Origin of the sequence: Acinetobacter baumannii, assembly GCF_009759685.1 — a bacterium.
Classification (GTDB): Bacteria; Pseudomonadota; Gammaproteobacteria; order Pseudomonadales; family Moraxellaceae; genus Acinetobacter; species Acinetobacter baumannii.
This window is the reverse complement of record NZ_CP046654.1, coordinates 3,138,672-3,155,693: the sequence shown is the minus strand read 5'-3', so window position 1 is coordinate 3,155,693 and position 17,022 is coordinate 3,138,672. Positions and strand designations below refer to the sequence as shown.

Genomic DNA, 17,022 nt, shown 5'->3' with positions numbered 1-17,022 from the left:
TTGAGTTAAAAAATTAAGATTTTTGTCCCAAAGTTCAGCTGAAATGCTTTGTTTCATCCCTGCAAGTGCTTTTTTCCTAGGATTATTAAAGTCCTCAAATTTTTTAGGCATAATCCACTCTCATTAAACTTATTAATTTTTTAAATTTCCGTATTCTGTTTTTAAAACAAATAGTTAAGATAAAAATAAGACTCTTTTGTTGAAAATTCATATTAGAATTAAAATTCTACTAAATCAAATAGAATATTTAAAAAATTTAAAAATAATCTTGATTAGCTTTTATAATATTCGCTTGAATAAAATTATGTTTTTGATTATGATTAATTTGATTAAAATTTTAAAATCTATATCAAGTAATAATTAGTTTCAATTATATGGAAATGTAATGTCAAAAAAAGAAGATATTATAAATACTGCTTTAGAACTTTTTAACCAAATTGGTTACAACGCTACAGGAGTAGACAAAATTATTGCTGAATCAAATGTAGCCAAGATGACTTTCTACAAATATTTTCCCTCTAAAGAAAGTTTAATCATGGAATGCCTACATCATCGAAATATTAATATACAAAATTCAATTTATGAAAAATTAAGCTTACATCCAGATGTGAGTCCAATTGAGAAAATACATCTAATTTTTAATTGGTATATTGACTGGATTAATAGTAAGAATTTTAATGGTTGCCTATTCAAAAAGGCTTTTATTGAAGTGTCTAAACAATACACCTCAATTCGTGAACCATTTCAAGAATATACAAACTGGCTTATAAATTTATTAAATAGTTTATTAGTAGAGCTAGATATTAAAGACCCTACTCCACTTACTCATATCATCATTTCAATTATTGATGGTATTATTATTGATGGGACAATTGATAAAGATCTGATTGATCCCTCTAAGAAATGGCAATATATTGAGTATTTGATTAAAACTGAAAATCCTTAATACTTCTAATATATACAATAATATTTTAAAAATTCAATTATATATTTTTCTATTATAAAATTAGAATATAATATTTAAAAATATTTTTAAATTAAAATAAATAAAATTTGTTTGGAAGATAATTTTCTACCTTTTTAGACAAACTCATATTAGAATTCTGCAACCTTATTGTCTCCCACATCTCTATGAAAAAGTTTTTAGGCAATTCTATCTTCAAAGCAGTTGGTTGGACCTATGATGCAGATCCTACAATTCTTGAGAAAAAACAAGTTATTATCGGTTTTGAACATACTTCTAACCTTGATGCGATCTTATCAATTGCTTTGTTTCAAATATTAGATTTAAAAATTCATACACTAATAAAAAAGAACTTTTCAAAGGTCCAATGAAGCCTATTCTTGAAAAGCTAGGTGGCATTCCCGTAGACCGAAAAGCAAGCAAAGATATCGTCTCTCAAATGGTCGAAAAATTCCAAAGTAGCGATACATTTAACCTAGTAATTGCACCTGAAGCAACGCGTGCCAAAGATGGATCGGAACGCAAACCTATTCGTACTGGTTTTTGGCATATTGCTAAGGCAGCAAATGTTCCAATTGTACTGATGTATGCAAATGCAAGAACCCAAAAAGGCGGTATTTTAGGTAAGATTTATCCTACCGACTTACAAAAAGATCTTGAAACGATTAAAGAACTTTATGCGCAATATGATATTGATGTGAAAATTAACTAGCTAACTCTCTCATGAAGTTTGAGCCTATATTTTTATGTAAATTTAGGCTCTCTGAGCTTATTTAATTGGCTAACAAAACGTAAGGCAACAGTTTTCAAGAAAACCATGCCTATGCTAATATTCTGTCACTTTTGCATTTTTTAATTTTTGGAGTTCACTTCCATGGCGGGTCATTCTAAATGGGCCAATATTAAGCATCGTAAAGCGAAACAAGATGCCAGTCGCGGTAAAGTTTTTACTAAATATATTCGTGAAATTGTCACTGCTGCAAAACTTGGTGGTGCAGATCCTGCCAGTAACCCTCGCCTTCGTGCTGTTGTCGAAAAAGCGCTTTCTGTCAACATGACACGAGATACCATTAACCGTGCAATTCAACGCGGTGTGGGTGGTGAAGATAATGATGATTTAAAAGAAGTAACCTACGAAGGTTATGGTGTAGGTGGTGTTGCTGTTCTTGTTGAAACAATGACAGACAACCTGAACCGTACAGTTCCAGATGTTCGCCATTGTTTCAGCAAAACTAATGGTAACTTAGGTACCGCAGGTTCTGTTGCTTACCTATTTACCAAACGTGGTGAGATTACTTTTGACGATGTTTCTTTAGAAGATAAGATCATGGACGTTGCTTTAGAAGCTGGTGCAGAAGATATTGAAGTTTCAGAAGATGAAATTTTAGTAATCACTTCTCCAGAGACTTTTGGTGAGGTTCAAGATGCTCTAGCAGCTGCTGGTTTAAAATCAGATAATGCTGAAGTAGTGATGAGCCCTTCTACTAAAGCAGAAATCACTGATATTGATCAAGCTAAACAAGTGATGAAACTCATTGATATGCTTGAAGATCTAGACGATGTACAAAACGTTTATACAAACGTTGAGTTTAGTGATGAAGTTTTAGCGCAACTTGATGCCTAAGACGAGAAAACGCACCAAATGGTGCGTTTTTTATACTTTATTTAATAAGTTATAACAGTTAAATACATTGTATTCTTTAATGACAAAGCTCGAATGCAGAGCAACGACATTATCAATTTTACCAATCCGTCTTAATAAAATTTCGCTGTAGTCGTCCATATTACGTGCAACTAATTCAAGAATAAAATCGGCGCTTTGACCAGTCACCAAAAAAGCATTTGTTACTTCAGGAATGGCTTCAATTTCAGAAAGAAATTTATCAAATGTCTCACTATCATGCTTGCTTAAAGAGACTTGTAGCAAAATATGCAAGGTAAAACCCAATTTGCTAAAGTTAATTTCTCTTTTGAGTTGCCCCATGATATTAGCTTCAATCAAGTGTTTAATTCGGCGATGAACAGAACTAACTGAAAGATTAATCCGTTCTGAAAGCTCATTCAAATTCAGGTCTTCATGAGACAAAATTTCCAGAATTTGTTTATCAAAACGGTCTAACTCCATTCTTTGCTCCAATTAACACGCTTTATAAATTACAGTATATCCTAAAGCTAAGCCTACTTTGGAAATCAAATACCATTAAAAGAGAGAATTAAGCTTTACCCCCCTCTTAACTTAAACTTTTGCTTGTTAACTGTGCAGTAGTATAACGTTCATAGCGCATTTTCAATTACTTATAGCCTATAACTCTTCAATGATTTAATTAGTATATGAATAAAAATATATTTAATTTTTAAAAATTTTATAATTTCTTAATTAAAATCAATGAGTTTAAATAATTTTAAAAAGTTGGCACTCTTTTTGTTATGCACATATTGGAAATCTTTTATATCCAATGTGGGGAATGCCTGTGAAAAATATCAAAACATTAATTCTTGCAATGAGCACTATCAGCTTAACTGGTGTAGTTATGCCAGCTCATGCTGCTACTGATGCGGAAGTAGATGCTTTACGCAAAGAAGTTAGTGAGTTAAAGCAACTGGTCCAGCAATTATCAAATCAGCAAAAAGCGGTAACTGGAGTAAATACTCCAACAGTGCCGCCAACTACAATTGCAGCAAGCTCACCCGTTCCTCAGAGCAAACCGGGTTGGATGCAAATGCCTGATGGCCAAACGCAAGTCAAGCTTTATGGGAATGTCCGTGTAGATGCAACCTATGACTTTAAGGGGTCAAATGGCAGCATTTCAAATGGTGCTAACTATCCTTTGAATAAAGATGACCCAAGACAGGACTCCTTAAATGTATCTGCAGCGACTACACGCATTGGGTTAGATCTTACTCGACCTACACAATACGGCGATTTAACAGGCAAAATTGAAGCCGATTTTATGGGAGGCAATGGCGATAATGGTAGTGGAACTTTCCGTGTACGCCATGCCTATATGTCTTTAGGCAAATGGTTAGCTGGTCAAACCACTTCACCTTTCGTCAATACAGATACTTCTCCGGAAACACTAGACTTTACCGGTGCAGTAGGTACAGGAACCACACGTACTGTACAGGTTCGCTATACTCAACCAATTAATGCTCAACAAAAAATATTAGTTGCTTTAGAAGGTGGTGATGTTGAAAAAGTGAGTAATGCTGCGGGAGGGAGCCGTTTCCCTGCTCTAACAACTCGTTATGATTTCAAAACCGCAGATAATAAAGGCTTATTACAGCTTCATGGTCTTGCCCATGAAAATCGAGTAGCGCCTAAAGATGGTTCATCTGAAGAAAAATTTGGCTGGGGTGTAGGCATCGGTGGCAAGTACGATATCACGCCTCAGGATAGTGTCGTTGCCAACTATTATCATGTTAAAGGTGATGGCCGCTATTTATCTTATAGCAACTCTGCATATGCATACGATACAACTACTCAAGATATCAACTTAGGTGAATTTGATAGTGCGGTGATCGGCTACCAACGGAAATGGAGCCCTATTCTCCGCTCTACTTTCGCAATAGGTGGTATTCAATATAAAGATGATAACGTCTATGCAAATAGCAATTTAACCAATACTAGCTATAACAAAGAAATTTATAACGCTTTGGTCAACTTAATCTGGAATCCGGTTAAAAATATTGATTTAGGTGCAGAATATACTTACGGCCAGCGTGAAACTTTTGCAGGTGATAAAGGTGATTACTCACGCATAAATTTATTGGCAAAATATAATTTCTAAAATTTAGATGTAAAAAAAAGAGCCACTCATGGCTCTTTTTTATTGTCACAATTAGTGCATTGCCTGAATTTTTTCCAAGAAAATTTTAGCGCGCTCATGACGTGCCTCTAAATTATCAAAGAATTCATGGGTTGGGCAATCTTCAAGAATTTTACCTTCATCCATAAAAATTAAACGGTTAGATACGCGTTTTGCAAAGCCCATTTCATGTGTTACACACATCATGGTCATACCTTCATGAGCAAGTTGCACCATCACTTCAAGAACCTCGCCTACCATTTCTGGGTCGAGTGCCGAAGTAGGTTCATCAAACAACATACAGATTGGGTCCATTGATAAGCCACGGGCAATAGCGACACGCTGTTGCTGACCACCAGAAAGTTGCCCTGGAAATTTATCCTTATGGGCAAGCAGACCTACACGTTCTAAATATTTAAGACCTTTTTCACGCGCTTCAGCAACTGAACGTTTTAAAACTTTTACTTGGGCAATGGTTAAATTTTCCAAAACAGTCATGTGAGGAAAAAGTTCAAAATGCTGGAACACCATTCCTACCCGAGAACGGAACTTTGCAAGATCAGTTTTCGGATCTTTTAATGAAACCCCATCAACAATAATGTCACCTTGCTGAAACGGCTCTAAAGCATTTACAGTTTTGATGAGCGTTGATTTGCCTGAACCGGATGGCCCACAAACAACAACGACATCACCTTTTTCAATACTCGTCGTGCAATCTGTTAAAACCTGAAAATCACCATACCATTTAGAGATATGTTGGATGTCTATCATTGGCATTTAAAATCTCCAATTAGCGAATGATGGCAATTTTTTTCTGCAAACGTTTGACTAATTGCGATAGCACAAACGAGCTACAGAAATACACCACAGCGACGATTAAATAGAATGTTGCTTTCGTTTCAGGACCATAGGTATTAGCCAAAGTATCTGCACGCCCCAAGAAGTCTGGTGCACTAATGACATAAACTAATGACACATCCTGAAATAGAATGATGGTTTGAGTAAGTAATACCGGAAGCATATTGCGAAAGGCCTGCGGTAACACCACATAACGCATGGATTGTCCGTAGGTAAAACCTAAAGCATAGCCTGCATTGACTTGCCCTTTTGAAATAGACTGAATACCCGAACGTACAATTTCCGAGAAAAACGCAGCTTCAAAAATGGCAAAGGTCACAACGCTGGAAAATAATGGCCCCCAATACGTATCTGATTGAAACTCAAATATCTTTGGCAACAAGAAATAAAAAATAAAAATAACCTGAATTAATGGAATACCACGGAATAAATCGACATAGAACTTCGCAAAGTTACTTGCAAGGGCGTTGTTGGATAAACGCATCATTGCCAAAGGAGTTCCGATGAGGATGCCCCCCATCATTGCAAGCACGGTTACGGTAAGTGTAAAAATAAATCCTTCTTTTAAAGCCGCAATAACATCAGGATTATGCAATAGAGAAAAATCCATAATTATTTTCCTCCCGAGCCTAAACCTGGTACAGCCATGCGTTTTTCAATCCATGCCATTATAAATTTAATGGTGTATGTAATGATTAAATAGACAGGTGTAGACAGAATAAGAATGATAATGTCCTGTGAAGTCTCTTCACGCATGGTTTTGGTATAAGCAAAGAAATTTAAAACACTTAAGGCATATAAAACTGCCGAGTTTTTAAAGACGTTCATTGCTTCTGACGTAATCGTTGGCCATACCGTACGGTATGCCACTGGCAAAATCACATAACGATAACTTTGAGCGGTGGTAAATCCCATAGCCGATGCCGCAAACTTTTGACCACGAGAAACCGTGTTAATTCCGGCTCTGACATGCTCCGAAACACGCGCCGCAGTATAAAGACCTAAAGCAAAAACACCGATAATAGCAGGTTGTTGATTTAAAATGTTTTTCCACCATCCCCCTGCTACAACATCTCCACTTCCTGCACTTAAACTGTCCGGTAAGAACTCCGGAAAAACAAAAGCCCAGAAGAATAACTGTACAATTAATGGAATATTACGGAATATTTCGACATAGCAGTTGCCGATAAAAGCAAGTGGTTTATTGGGTAAAGTACGAATTACCCCGAGGAGAGAACCTAATAAAAATGCGATAAGAAAGGCTACAATGGCAGTCCAAACCATAGTAAAGACACCAGAACCTAACATTTGTAACCATGTGGGCGCCTCAGCATAGGCATTGTAGCTAGAACTACCAATAACCTTACAAACTGATTCTGCCCATGCGGCTTTATCGACACCATATTCATTAGACTCCGCACAGAATATAGTCCAGTTTAGTGAGCCGACTGACATGTTTGCCCCTTAAATTAATATCTTTAGAAAATAGACCACTTGTGCAAATGAATTTTTACACCTGCACAAGTAAATTTAGGACAAAAAGATCCAGTTAGATTCCTGCATCTGTTGGGTGAGCTTTGAGTTTTTTATAAGATGAACTTTGTTGCATGTTCAAATTAGTATTTTTCGGTGGAATTGGTGATAAGAACCATTTTTTATATAAAGCATCCATTTGACCAGTTTTCCATAAGTTATTTACAGTACGGTCAGCAATTGCTTTAAATTTTGGATCATCTTTTGCAATCATAATGCCATAAGGTTCTGATGAAAGTACTGGACCAACAATTGCAAATGCTTTAGGTGTAGAAGACTTAGCAATTAAGCCTGCTAAAATATTATCATCCATTACAAATGCAGCAGCGCGTCCAGATGCCATCATGGCAAAAGAGTCAGCATGGTCTTTACCATAAATATTTTGTACATTAATTGCTTGGCCTTTTTCATTCATCTTAATGTACTTGTCAGATGTAGTACCTTGAGTCGTAACAACTGCTTTACCATTTAAGTCTGCCAAACTTTTAATACCAGAGTTTGCTTTAACAGCCATGCGTACTTCTGTTGCATAGTAGTTAGTTGAGAAACCCACTTGTTGCTGACGCTGTTTAGAGTTTGTGGTGGTACCACATTCCATATCAATATTGCCCGCTAAAAGCTCAGGAATACGTGTTGATGAAGTTACTGCCTTGTATTCAACTTTTAAACCCGGCATTTTCAATTCTTTTTTAATATCATTTGCAAACTGGTTACAAATGTCGACTGCATAACCTACTGGTTTACCTGCAACAACATATGAAATCGGGTCAGACGATTCTCGGTGGCCAATAACGATTTTCCCAGTACTTTTAATTTTAGCTAATGTATCTGCTGCCTGAATTTGAGAAGTAGCACCAACCGTACAAAGCATAACTGTTGAAACAATGAGAGAGGTTGCAGAACGTTTCATAAGAACTCCTTGATGATCATTCCCTCTATTTGTCTACAGAATCATTCATATAGAGAAATAGAGTGATTTATTATTAAATTGCAATTATCGAGCCAACTTTTCCAAGTAGGACACGTCCATTTGCTTCACTTATTATTTATCTGTTTCGCAGAATTAATACCTTTAAAACTGCTCACATGTTTCTACTTTAATCTATGTTTTAATCTTCTGTCTATTATTAAGCTCATCTATTTACACTTAAATGTGGCAATTATTGATTACAATGTAAACACATGCACAATAAAGTGGCTTAAATTTTTCTAAAAACTGTTTTTAGCAAAAGTAACTTTTATCCCCAAAATAAAAGATCAAATTTATTAGTAGCTTATACTTAAGTTGAATAAACAGTAATAAATATTAAATTAAGCATCAAAATAATGTACATAAATGTTTTATTAAAAATCATTTATAAAATTGATAGTAATATTTTTTAAGTATCTTTAAAGTTAAAAAATAAAAAAGCCCCGATTTTATCGGAGCTTTTTAAAAACTAAAATTTAAATTCCTCGCCAATCAACGCGTGCATTACGTTCAGTTTGATATATTCTTAAAACGTACTGTCCAAGCGGCAAATCAAGTAAATATTTCTGATAATTACTCCAATCGGGCGATACTTCCCCATCTTCTTCCCTTTCCCATGGTGTACCTTTTATTTCTAATAAAGGTGCAAGCATAGAACATACTGAAATATCAGCGAGGCTTAAGCGGTCACCAACCATATAACGTGCTTGGTTTTCAATTAAATAGTGGTTTAACTCATTAATAAGTTCATCCATGCGTCCTTTTGACTGACTTACGAGCTCTTCTTCAAGCTTATAGTTCTTCTTGACTAGAGTCTTGAGAAACGGTTTTGATATTTTCTCAAACTGTCGTAAGTAGCCTTGTTCGCCCATCATAATCTCTAGAGCATGATCACCTTGAGCTAAAGTATGAGCAAGTGCCCAACGACGTACATGCACCCCAAGTTCATCTGCCAAACTATCAATTTTAAGAGTTTGCTGTCTAAGTTGTTCATCACGGCGTAAAAGTGCATGTTCCGGATAAGTATCATCCAGATAAAGCGCAATTTTAGTCGACTCAGCAATCCAGCGATGGTCATCTTTTAAAATCGGCAACAAATTTTGACCTGTTTTAAGTTGTGCAAAAGCACGGTGAAATCCAGGAATCAAATTATGTGCAACGTAATCAAGTTCTTTATGGTCTAACAACCAGCGAGCTTTTTCACAATAATGAGACAAAGGAAACTGATACAAAACCCGCATAAAATCTCCACGTTTATTTTTATTTGACTATTCGTACAAAAATCGTCTTCGGTAAGTAGATACTTTAGAAGCTATTTTTAATGAAAACAATGGATATTGTGCTCATTTTTCGCTGACAGTTAGGTCTATATTTTTTATATCTTTTTTTACCGTACTTATAGCTGTTTTTCATATTAAAGTCCTTTTAGTTATTCATTTTACAAATAAAAAATATAATTTATTGATTTTTAATATATTTCTATATCTCTATTTATCTATTAAAAATCAAAAAAAGTGCTTTGCATTTTTATTCATAAGCTGAGCATAAGTCCTCGTTTAGTGGAAAAATATTTCTTTTGTAAGGTAATGACAGCAATACAAGGTGTCATTATGTCTAATTCTCTATCTAAAACGACGGCATACGTCCAAGTCATTCAAAATGATCAACAAGCAATTAATGCTGCTTATCAAGTGGCTGATTTTGCTTTAGAGGGTCGTAATACACGTGATCAACAACGCTTATTACCGCATGAGCAAATCGAAAGCTTTAGCCAAAAAGGTTTAGGCGGAATTCGCATTGCAAAAAAATATGGCGGCGCTTTTGTTTCCAATAAAACTTTGGCACAAGTTTTCCGTATTTTAAGTAAAGGCGATGCAAATGTTGGTCAGATTCCACAAAATCAGATTAGCCTGTTAAACCTGATTGAAATCATGGGTACAGAACAACAAAAACAATTTATCTTTTCAGAAATATTAGCCGGTAAACGTCTTGCCAACGGTGGTCCCGAACGAAATACCCATGACTCAAAAACCTTAAAAACCACGCTTACTATTGAAAACGGCAAATATTTTTTAAACGGCGAAAAGTTTTATTCGACAGGAACAAGTTTTGCGCATTGGCTTGCAATTAAAGCTGTTCATCCTGAAGGTCATGTCGTTTTAGTAATTGTTAACCGAGATGCTCAAGGCATTGAAGTTATTAATGACTGGAATGGGTTTGGTCAGCGTACTACAGCCAGTGGTACGGTTAAATTAAATAATGTTGAAGTTAATCCTGAACTTATTTTTGATGAGCGATTATTAACACAAGTTCCAACCTATCGCGGTGCGTATTCGCAGTTATTACAAGTGGCAATTGATGTCGGTATTGCGGAAGCTGCTTTTGAAGATACTTTATCGACCATACACAAAGCGCGCCCAATTATTGATGCAAATGTTGAAAAAGCCAGCTTTGAACATTACACCCTACAAGAGGTGGGTAAGTTAAATATTTTACTCGACGCAGCAATTTTACTGCTTGATGAAGCTGCTGAATATTTAGATGAACTTGATCAACTTCAAACGGTGACTGACGAACAAGTAGCAAAAGCTTCAATTTTAGTCGCAGAAGCAAAAGTCTATGCCAATGATGCTGCCCTACAAATCTCTGAAAAACTACTAGAGCTAGGCGGTAGCCGCTCAAGCTTAAGCCAACATAATTTAGATCAACATTGGCGAAATGCTCGTGTACATACCTTGCACGACCCTGTTCGCTGGAAATTACATGCCATTGGCAATTATTACCTTAATGGTCATTTCCCTGCCCGCCATGCCTGGATTTAAGGAGCAATTGTCATGACGTCATATCAGTCGGTTCAAACCAAACAAACATCGGCATCAGGCCAAGCACATATTATTCAAAATGATGCTGAAGCATTAGAAATTGCCGAACAATTTGCCGAACAATTTAAAAAAACCGCAGTTGAGCGAGACGCTAAACGAATTTTACCGTATACCGAAATTGATGCTTTGAGCCAGTCTGGACTTTGGGCAATTACAGTGCCAAAGCAATATGGCGGTGCCGAAGTTTCAAGTCATACTGTTGCTAAAGTGATTGCACTTTTAAGCGGTGCAGATGGTTCAATCGGGCAAATTCCACAAAACCACTTCTATGCATTAGAAGTGTTACGCAATACAGGTACAGAAACTCAGAAACAACGTTTATACGGCGAAGTGTTAAATGGCACCCGCTTTGGTAATGCACTTGCTGAGTTTAAAACTAAAACTTCAACCCATAAACAAACTAACATTCGTCCGCATGAAAATGGATATCTCATTCAGGGTGAAAAGTTTTACTGCACAGGAAGTTTATTTGCTCACCGTATTCCAACCTTAGTTTTAGATGATGCAGGTCGAGAGTATTTAGCCTTTGTAAAAAGTGGTTCACAAGGATTAAAACTTGTTGATGACTGGTCTGGATTTGGACAAAAAACTACAGGCAGCGGCACAGTTAAGTTTGATCAGGTTTTTGTCGATGCAGATGATGTTATTCCTTTTGATACAGCATTTTTACGACCAACCTTAGTCGGACCTTTTGCCCAAATCATGCATGCATCGATTGAGGTAGGCATTGCACGTGCAGCCTTTGAAGAAAGCTTGCAAAGAGTGCATCAAGCTCGCCCATGGATTGATTCAAATGTAGAAACAGCCAACCAAGATCCTTTAACGATTTATGAATTAGGACGCATTGCGGTAGATGTACGAGCTAGTGAAGTCCTATTAAAACAGGCAGCTCAATCAATTGATGCCGCAAAAATTGAAACCACACCTGAAAGCATTGCAAAAGCTTCAATTGATGTTGCCAAAGTACGTGCTCATAGTAGCGATACCGCACTAAAAGCATCGTCTAAGCTGATTGAACTTGCTGGTAGTCGTGGTAGTCAATCACAAGATGGTCTAGACCGTTTCTGGCGTAATGCCCGTGTACATACCTTACATGATGCCGCACGATGGAAATATTACTTTATTGGGAACTATGTGCTTAACGGTGTTCTACCACCTCGTCGGGGGACATTGTAATGGCAGATTTCAAAGCAAAAGAGATTTTATTAAACGCCTTTGACATGAACTGTGTTGGGCATATCAATCATGGCTTATGGACACATCCACGTGATGAATCACACCGCTTTAATGAACTGAGCTATTGGACAGAACAAGCTAAGACCTTAGAAAGTGGTTTATTTGACGGCTTGTTTATAGCCGATATTACTGGTGTGTATGACGTCTATCAAAATGGTATTGATCTGACTTTAAAAGAGTCCATTCAACTTCCGAGCCATGACCCATCTACACTCATTTCTGCTATGGCGGCAGTCACTCAAAACTTAAGTTTTGGGGTCACTGTGAACTTAAGCTATGAGCATCCATATCAATTTGCACGCCGCTTTGCGAGTCTCGACCATTTAACTCAAGGTCGTATTGGCTGGAATATCGTGACAGGTTATCTAGATAGTGCGGAACGCTTAATTGGTCAAAAAGGTTTAAAAGACCACGATGCTCGCTATGAACAAGCTGAAGAATTTTTAGAGCTTTGCTATAAATATTGGGAAGGTTCATGGGAAAACGACGCCGTTAAAAAAGATAAAGTACAGCGTGTTTTTACAGACCCGTCTAAAGTTCACACCATTCACCACCACGGAAAATATTACCAAAGCGAAGGTGTGTTTCAGGTGTCTCCTTCTGTGCAACGCACCCCGACACTGTTTCAAGCAGGTGCTTCACCAAAAGGCATGCAGTTTGCGACTCGCCATGCTGAATGTGTATTTATTGGAGGCGACAAACCCGAAAAAATTCGCGAACAAGTGAAAAAGATTCGTACTCTTGCCGAACAGCAAGGACGCTCAGCGAATGATATTAAAGTGTTTGTCGGCATAACTGTTGTTGTGGCCGAAACACATGATCTGGCTGTACAAAAACTTAATGAATATCGTCAGTATGCGAGCCCTGAAGCAGGCTTAGCGCATTATGCGAGTTCAACAGGCATTGACTTAAGTAAGTTTGCTGACGATGAAGCGATTCCTTACCAAAAAAGTAACAGCATTGTTTCGATTACCGAAAAATTTAAAGAGCAACAAATCACGAAAAATGACTTAAAAGCTCAGCATGTTTTAGGCGGTCGTTATCCCCTCATCGTGGGTAGTGGCGAAGAAGTTGCTGAATACTTAATTCATCTTTTAGATGAAACAGATATTGATGGCTTTAATTTGACACGTACTGTTGCACCAGAGTCTCACCACGACTTTATTCGCTTAGTCATTCCTGAGCTACAACAACGTGGTCGCTATAAAACTGCATATAAAACCGGTTCACTGCGGAACAAAATTTTTAATCGGGGTGATCAATTACCAAAACAACACCCTGTTCAAGCGTTCCGATGTAGTCCCTATAACAACAGCAAAAACTTAACAACAATTGAAGAAATAACCGCTTAAATTTGGAGATAGAAATGGCTCAAACAGCCTCAAAAAAATGGCTAGGCGTAGGCTTAGTCGTTGTAGTCCTCATTGTTGCTTTATTCTTTTGGAATAAACATCGCCAAAGTGGCTCAAATGAACTTGTGATTGGTATTAGCCCACCATTTGCAAAAACTTTACAAGCTGCTGCCGATGAAGCAAAGAAACAGGGTTTAAATGTAAAACTGGTCGAATTTTCTGACTGGAATACACCAAACATTACTTTAAATCACGGGGATATTGATGCGAACTTTTTCCAGCACCAACCTTTCTTAGACAATGCAATTAAAGAAACAGGCTTTAAGTTAAAGGCATTTGCAGTGGGTGCAGCATCACATGTGGGGCTTTATTCAAAGAAATATAAAAACCTTGATGAATTGCCGCAAAACGCACGTGTAGTCATTCCAAATGATCCAGTGAATCAAGGTCGTGCCCTACTACTCTTACAGCAAGCTAAATTAATTACGCTTAAAGATTCAAATAATCATTTATCTGCACTTAAAGATGTAGTTTCAAACCCTAAAAATTTGCAATTCGTAGAGGTTGAAGGACCACAGACTGCTCGTGCAATTGATGATGTTGACTTGGCTTTTGGCTATCCACATTACTTACGCTTAGCAAAAACAGCTGACCCTGAAAGTGCACTTTTACTTGATGACAATACCAATAAACGTTATGCAATTTTGTTTGTAGTGCGTGATGACTACCAAGATAAGGGCGACAAATTAAAGAAATTTGTTGAGATCTATCAAAACTCACCAAAAGTTAAAGCTGTGTTAGATGCCGAGATTGGGCCAACACTTTGGTTCCCTGGCTGGAAGTAATAACGGAAAGATTATGGCGATTCAGTTCAAACAGCATAAGCCTTGGTTACTCGGAATTACGGTTTTAATCGTAGTTCTGGGCCTCGTAGGTTACCGTTATATTAAAAATAAACAAGCCGATGATGTTTTAACGATCGGGATTAGCCCGCCTTATGCTGAGCTATTACAAAGCGTTGCCAATGAAGTAGAAAAGCAAGGTGTTCATGTCAAACTCGTTGAATTTTCTGATTGGCGAGCACCCAATGTTGCCGTACAAAACGGTGATATTGATGCAAACTTTTTCCAGCAAAGCGTATTTCTACGTAATGCTGTTAAAGAAACGGGTTATGACTTACATGCATTTGCCGTGGGCTCAGGAAGTCATGTGGGTTTATATTCAAAAAAATATAAATCACTTACAGACTTACCTACAAATGCACGTGTTGCTATTCCAAACGATCCGGTCAATTTAGCCCGTGCTTTAATTTTATTGCACCGTGCAGGTTTAATTCAGCTTAAAGACATTAATAATGAACTTTCAACCACTCAAGACATCATTGCTAATCCTAAACAGCTAAGCTTTGTTGAGGTTGAAGGCCCTCAAACCGCACATGCATATAACGATGTCGATTTAATTTTCGGCTTTCCTCACTACTTAAAGATGGCAAAGGTAACCGACCCACATAGCGCATTATTTTTAGATCCAATCGATAAAAAATATGCAATTTTGTTTGTGACCCGTCGCGATTACCAAGATAAAAACCAAAAACTTGCAACCTTTGTTAAAGCATTCCAGAACTCAAAACAAGCACAAGATATTCTGGATAAAGACTTTGGCCAAGGTATGTGGTTTCAAGGCTGGAAATAAGGAGAATGACCATGGTGAGTTTTGGATCACAAGTTGATTTTTCTCTACCTCACATCAAAATTCGTGGTTTAAATAAGTTTTACCAATCGCAGGGTCAAAAGCTGCATGCTTTAAAAGAGATTAACCTTGATATTCCTCAAGGTAAGATTTTAGGCATTATTGGTAAAAGTGGTGCGGGAAAATCTTCCTTACTCCGCACTTTAAATGGCTTAGAACAAGTAAATACTGGTAGCATTCATATTCATCAACAAAACATTGCTGAATTGAGCCATTCCGAGCTTATTCAAACCCGTCAACGAATTGGAATGATTTTTCAACATTTCAATTTAATGTCGGCAAAAACAGTTTGGGAAAACGTGGCATTGCCCTTAAAAGTTTCCAATTACAACAAAGCAGATATTGACCAACGCGTAAATGAGGTTCTAGCTCTCGTAGGTCTTGCAGATAAATCTAACTATTATCCATCACAACTTTCTGGCGGACAAAAGCAACGTGTTGGTATTGCACGCGCACTTGTTCACCACCCAGAAATTTTACTGTGTGACGAGGCAACCTCGGCACTTGATCCTGAAAGTACTGCCACTATTTTGGCTTTACTTAAAAAGATTAATCAGGAACTTGGTCTCACCATTGTATTAATTACTCATGAAATGCAAGTGATTCGAGAAATTTGTGATCAAGTCGTGGTGATTGACCAAGGTGAGATTGTAGAGGCTGGGCAAGTTTGGTCGGTATTTTCACGACCAGAGCAACAAATTACTCAAGAACTATTAAACCTTGAGCAGATCACTCTGCCTTTTAAAATCAGCCGTCTACCCGATGAAGATTCGACTCATATTATTGTAAAACTGAAATATGAGGCTGAAGCACATCAGGTTCCAGATATTCAAGAACTACTTGCCAAATTCAAAGCACCCGTCAATTTATACCAAAGTCAGGTCGATACCATTCAAGGGCACATTATTGGCTCACTTTTAGTCGGTATTCCTAACGTAGAAATTGATCTTTCATCTATACAACAAGATGCATTAACAGCAATCGCACAATTTGAGGTACTTGGCTATGCAAGACCAGCTCATTGATTTATTAATTACTGGAACTGTAGATACCTTGCTCATGGTAGGCGCATCTGCGTTCATTGCCTTTTTAATTGGCTTACCTATCGCTGTTATTTTAGTCAGCACTTCTGAACATGGCATTCATCCGTCGCAAAAGATTAATCAAGCTTTGGGTTGGGTCATCAATATCACTCGCTCAATACCCTTTCTAATTTTAATGGTTGCACTTATTCCGCTTACTCGCTGGATTGTGGGTACAAGTTATGGCGTATGGGCAGCGGTTGTTCCCTTAACGATTGCGGCCATTCCGTTTTTTGCCCGTATTGCAGAAGTCAGCTTACGTGAAGTCGATCAAGGCTTAATTGAAGCTGCACAAGCCATGGGTTGTAACCGCAAACAAATTATCTGGCACGTACTTTTACCAGAGGCTTTGCCAGGTATTGTGGCAGGCTTTACAGTGACTATTGTGACAATGATTAACTCATCTGCGATTGCTGGTGCTATTGGTGCAGGTGGCTTAGGAGACATTGCTTATCGATATGGTTATCAACGTTTTGATATGCAAATTATGTTGGCTGTTATTTTAGTATTGATTGTTTTAGTCATGTTAGTACAAGCGACTGGTGATGCATTAGCCCAGCAACTCGATAAACGTAAAGTTTAAACACAAC

At 37.3% G+C, this 17,022-nt stretch carries 16 protein-coding genes and 1 pseudogene; 11 read left to right on the top strand and 6 right to left on the bottom strand.

Annotated elements, in window-relative coordinates; genetic code table 11:
• Nucleotides 1-385 precede the first annotated feature (385 nt).
• From GO593_RS15100 to GO593_RS15090, 3 genes and pseudogenes are all read left to right on the top strand, one after another.
• Nucleotides 386-946 (top strand): TetR/AcrR family transcriptional regulator, encoded by a 561-nt coding sequence (locus tag GO593_RS15100; RefSeq protein WP_000037166.1) that lies wholly within the window; start codon nucleotides 386-388, stop codon nucleotides 944-946.
• Between the two features lie 185 nt (nucleotides 947-1,131).
• A pseudogene (locus GO593_RS15095) lies at nucleotides 1,132-1,676 on the top strand (1-acyl-sn-glycerol-3-phosphate acyltransferase).
• Nucleotides 1,677-1,838: 162 nt separating this feature from the next.
• Nucleotides 1,839-2,588 carry a YebC/PmpR family DNA-binding transcriptional regulator gene (locus tag GO593_RS15090; RefSeq protein WP_000907230.1) on the top strand — a complete coding sequence of 250 codons (750 nt, stop codon included), beginning with the start codon at nucleotides 1,839-1,841 and terminating at the stop codon, nucleotides 2,586-2,588.
• Nucleotides 2,589-2,618: 30 nt separating this feature from the next.
• Here GO593_RS15090 and GO593_RS15085 read toward each other — a convergent pair whose 3' ends face one another.
• Nucleotides 2,619-3,089 carry an Lrp/AsnC family transcriptional regulator gene (locus tag GO593_RS15085; protein ID WP_000418050.1) on the bottom strand — a complete coding sequence of 157 codons (471 nt, stop codon included), beginning with the start codon at nucleotides 3,087-3,089 and terminating at the stop codon, nucleotides 2,619-2,621.
• Between the two features lie 346 nt (nucleotides 3,090-3,435).
• Here GO593_RS15085 and GO593_RS15080 point away from each other — a divergent pair, with 346 nt between their 5' ends.
• Nucleotides 3,436-4,752, top strand: coding sequence for a DcaP family trimeric outer membrane transporter (locus tag GO593_RS15080; RefSeq protein ID WP_185218769.1), 1,317 nt, complete (start codon nucleotides 3,436-3,438; stop codon nucleotides 4,750-4,752).
• Nucleotides 4,753-4,803: 51 nt separating this feature from the next.
• Here GO593_RS15080 and GO593_RS15075 read toward each other — a convergent pair whose 3' ends face one another.
• The 5 genes from GO593_RS15075 to GO593_RS15055 all read right to left on the bottom strand — a co-directional run bounded on the left by GO593_RS15075 (nucleotide 4,804) and on the right by GO593_RS15055 (nucleotide 9,372).
• Nucleotides 4,804-5,547 carry an amino acid ABC transporter ATP-binding protein gene (locus GO593_RS15075; RefSeq protein WP_001132006.1) on the bottom strand — a complete coding sequence of 248 codons (744 nt, stop codon included), beginning with the start codon at nucleotides 5,545-5,547 and terminating at the stop codon, nucleotides 4,804-4,806.
• Between the two features lie 13 nt (nucleotides 5,548-5,560).
• Nucleotides 5,561-6,238: an amino acid ABC transporter permease gene (locus GO593_RS15070; RefSeq protein ID WP_000347804.1), complete on the bottom strand. Its 678-nt coding sequence runs from the start codon at nucleotides 6,236-6,238 to the stop codon at nucleotides 5,561-5,563.
• Between the two features lie 2 nt (nucleotides 6,239-6,240).
• Nucleotides 6,241-7,083, bottom strand: coding sequence for an amino acid ABC transporter permease (locus GO593_RS15065; protein WP_000110648.1), 843 nt, complete (start codon nucleotides 7,081-7,083; stop codon nucleotides 6,241-6,243).
• A 94-nt stretch (nucleotides 7,084-7,177) separates the two neighbouring features.
• Nucleotides 7,178-8,071 (bottom strand): amino acid ABC transporter substrate-binding protein, encoded by an 894-nt coding sequence (locus tag GO593_RS15060; protein ID WP_000830363.1) that lies wholly within the window; start codon nucleotides 8,069-8,071, stop codon nucleotides 7,178-7,180.
• A 536-nt stretch (nucleotides 8,072-8,607) separates the two neighbouring features.
• Nucleotides 8,608-9,372 carry a glutathione S-transferase family protein gene (locus tag GO593_RS15055; protein WP_001265503.1) on the bottom strand — a complete coding sequence of 255 codons (765 nt, stop codon included), beginning with the start codon at nucleotides 9,370-9,372 and terminating at the stop codon, nucleotides 8,608-8,610.
• 345 nt (nucleotides 9,373-9,717) lie between these two features.
• On the opposite strand from GO593_RS15055, the gene GO593_RS15050 reads away from it, so the two are divergent.
• Genes GO593_RS15050 through GO593_RS15020 form a run of 7 tightly spaced genes read left to right on the top strand, consistent with a single transcriptional unit; the run spans nucleotide 9,718 to nucleotide 17,015 of the window.
• Nucleotides 9,718-10,953, top strand: a complete 1,236-nt coding sequence (locus tag GO593_RS15050) for an SfnB family sulfur acquisition oxidoreductase (protein ID WP_002134419.1) — start codon at nucleotides 9,718-9,720, stop codon at nucleotides 10,951-10,953.
• A gap of 12 nt (nucleotides 10,954-10,965) precedes the next feature.
• The gene (locus tag GO593_RS15045; protein ID WP_000205193.1) at nucleotides 10,966-12,189 is read left to right on the top strand and encodes an SfnB family sulfur acquisition oxidoreductase; all 1,224 of its coding nucleotides are present in this window, start codon (nucleotides 10,966-10,968) and stop codon (nucleotides 12,187-12,189) included.
• Entirely contained in the window at nucleotides 12,189-13,601 is a 1,413-nt protein-coding gene (locus tag GO593_RS15040) for an LLM class flavin-dependent oxidoreductase (protein WP_000753098.1), read from the top strand. The genes GO593_RS15045 and GO593_RS15040 overlap by 1 nt, the downstream gene beginning before the upstream one ends.
• A gap of 14 nt (nucleotides 13,602-13,615) precedes the next feature.
• A complete protein-coding gene (locus GO593_RS15035; RefSeq protein WP_000079421.1) occupies nucleotides 13,616-14,446 on the top strand; it encodes a MetQ/NlpA family ABC transporter substrate-binding protein in 831 nt (276 codons plus the stop codon).
• A 13-nt stretch (nucleotides 14,447-14,459) separates the two neighbouring features.
• On the top strand, nucleotides 14,460-15,293 hold the full coding sequence (locus GO593_RS15030) for a MetQ/NlpA family ABC transporter substrate-binding protein (RefSeq protein ID WP_001007366.1): 834 nt from the start codon (nucleotides 14,460-14,462) through the stop codon (nucleotides 15,291-15,293).
• Nucleotides 15,294-15,298: 5 nt separating this feature from the next.
• Nucleotides 15,299-16,375, top strand: a complete 1,077-nt coding sequence (locus GO593_RS15025) for a methionine ABC transporter ATP-binding protein (RefSeq protein ID WP_085941321.1) — start codon at nucleotides 15,299-15,301, stop codon at nucleotides 16,373-16,375.
• Complete coding sequence (locus tag GO593_RS15020) at nucleotides 16,356-17,015, top strand: methionine ABC transporter permease (RefSeq protein WP_001153959.1); 660 nt, start codon at nucleotides 16,356-16,358, stop codon at nucleotides 17,013-17,015. The genes GO593_RS15025 and GO593_RS15020 overlap by 20 nt, the downstream gene beginning before the upstream one ends.
• The last annotated feature ends 7 nt before the right edge of the window (nucleotides 17,016-17,022 follow it).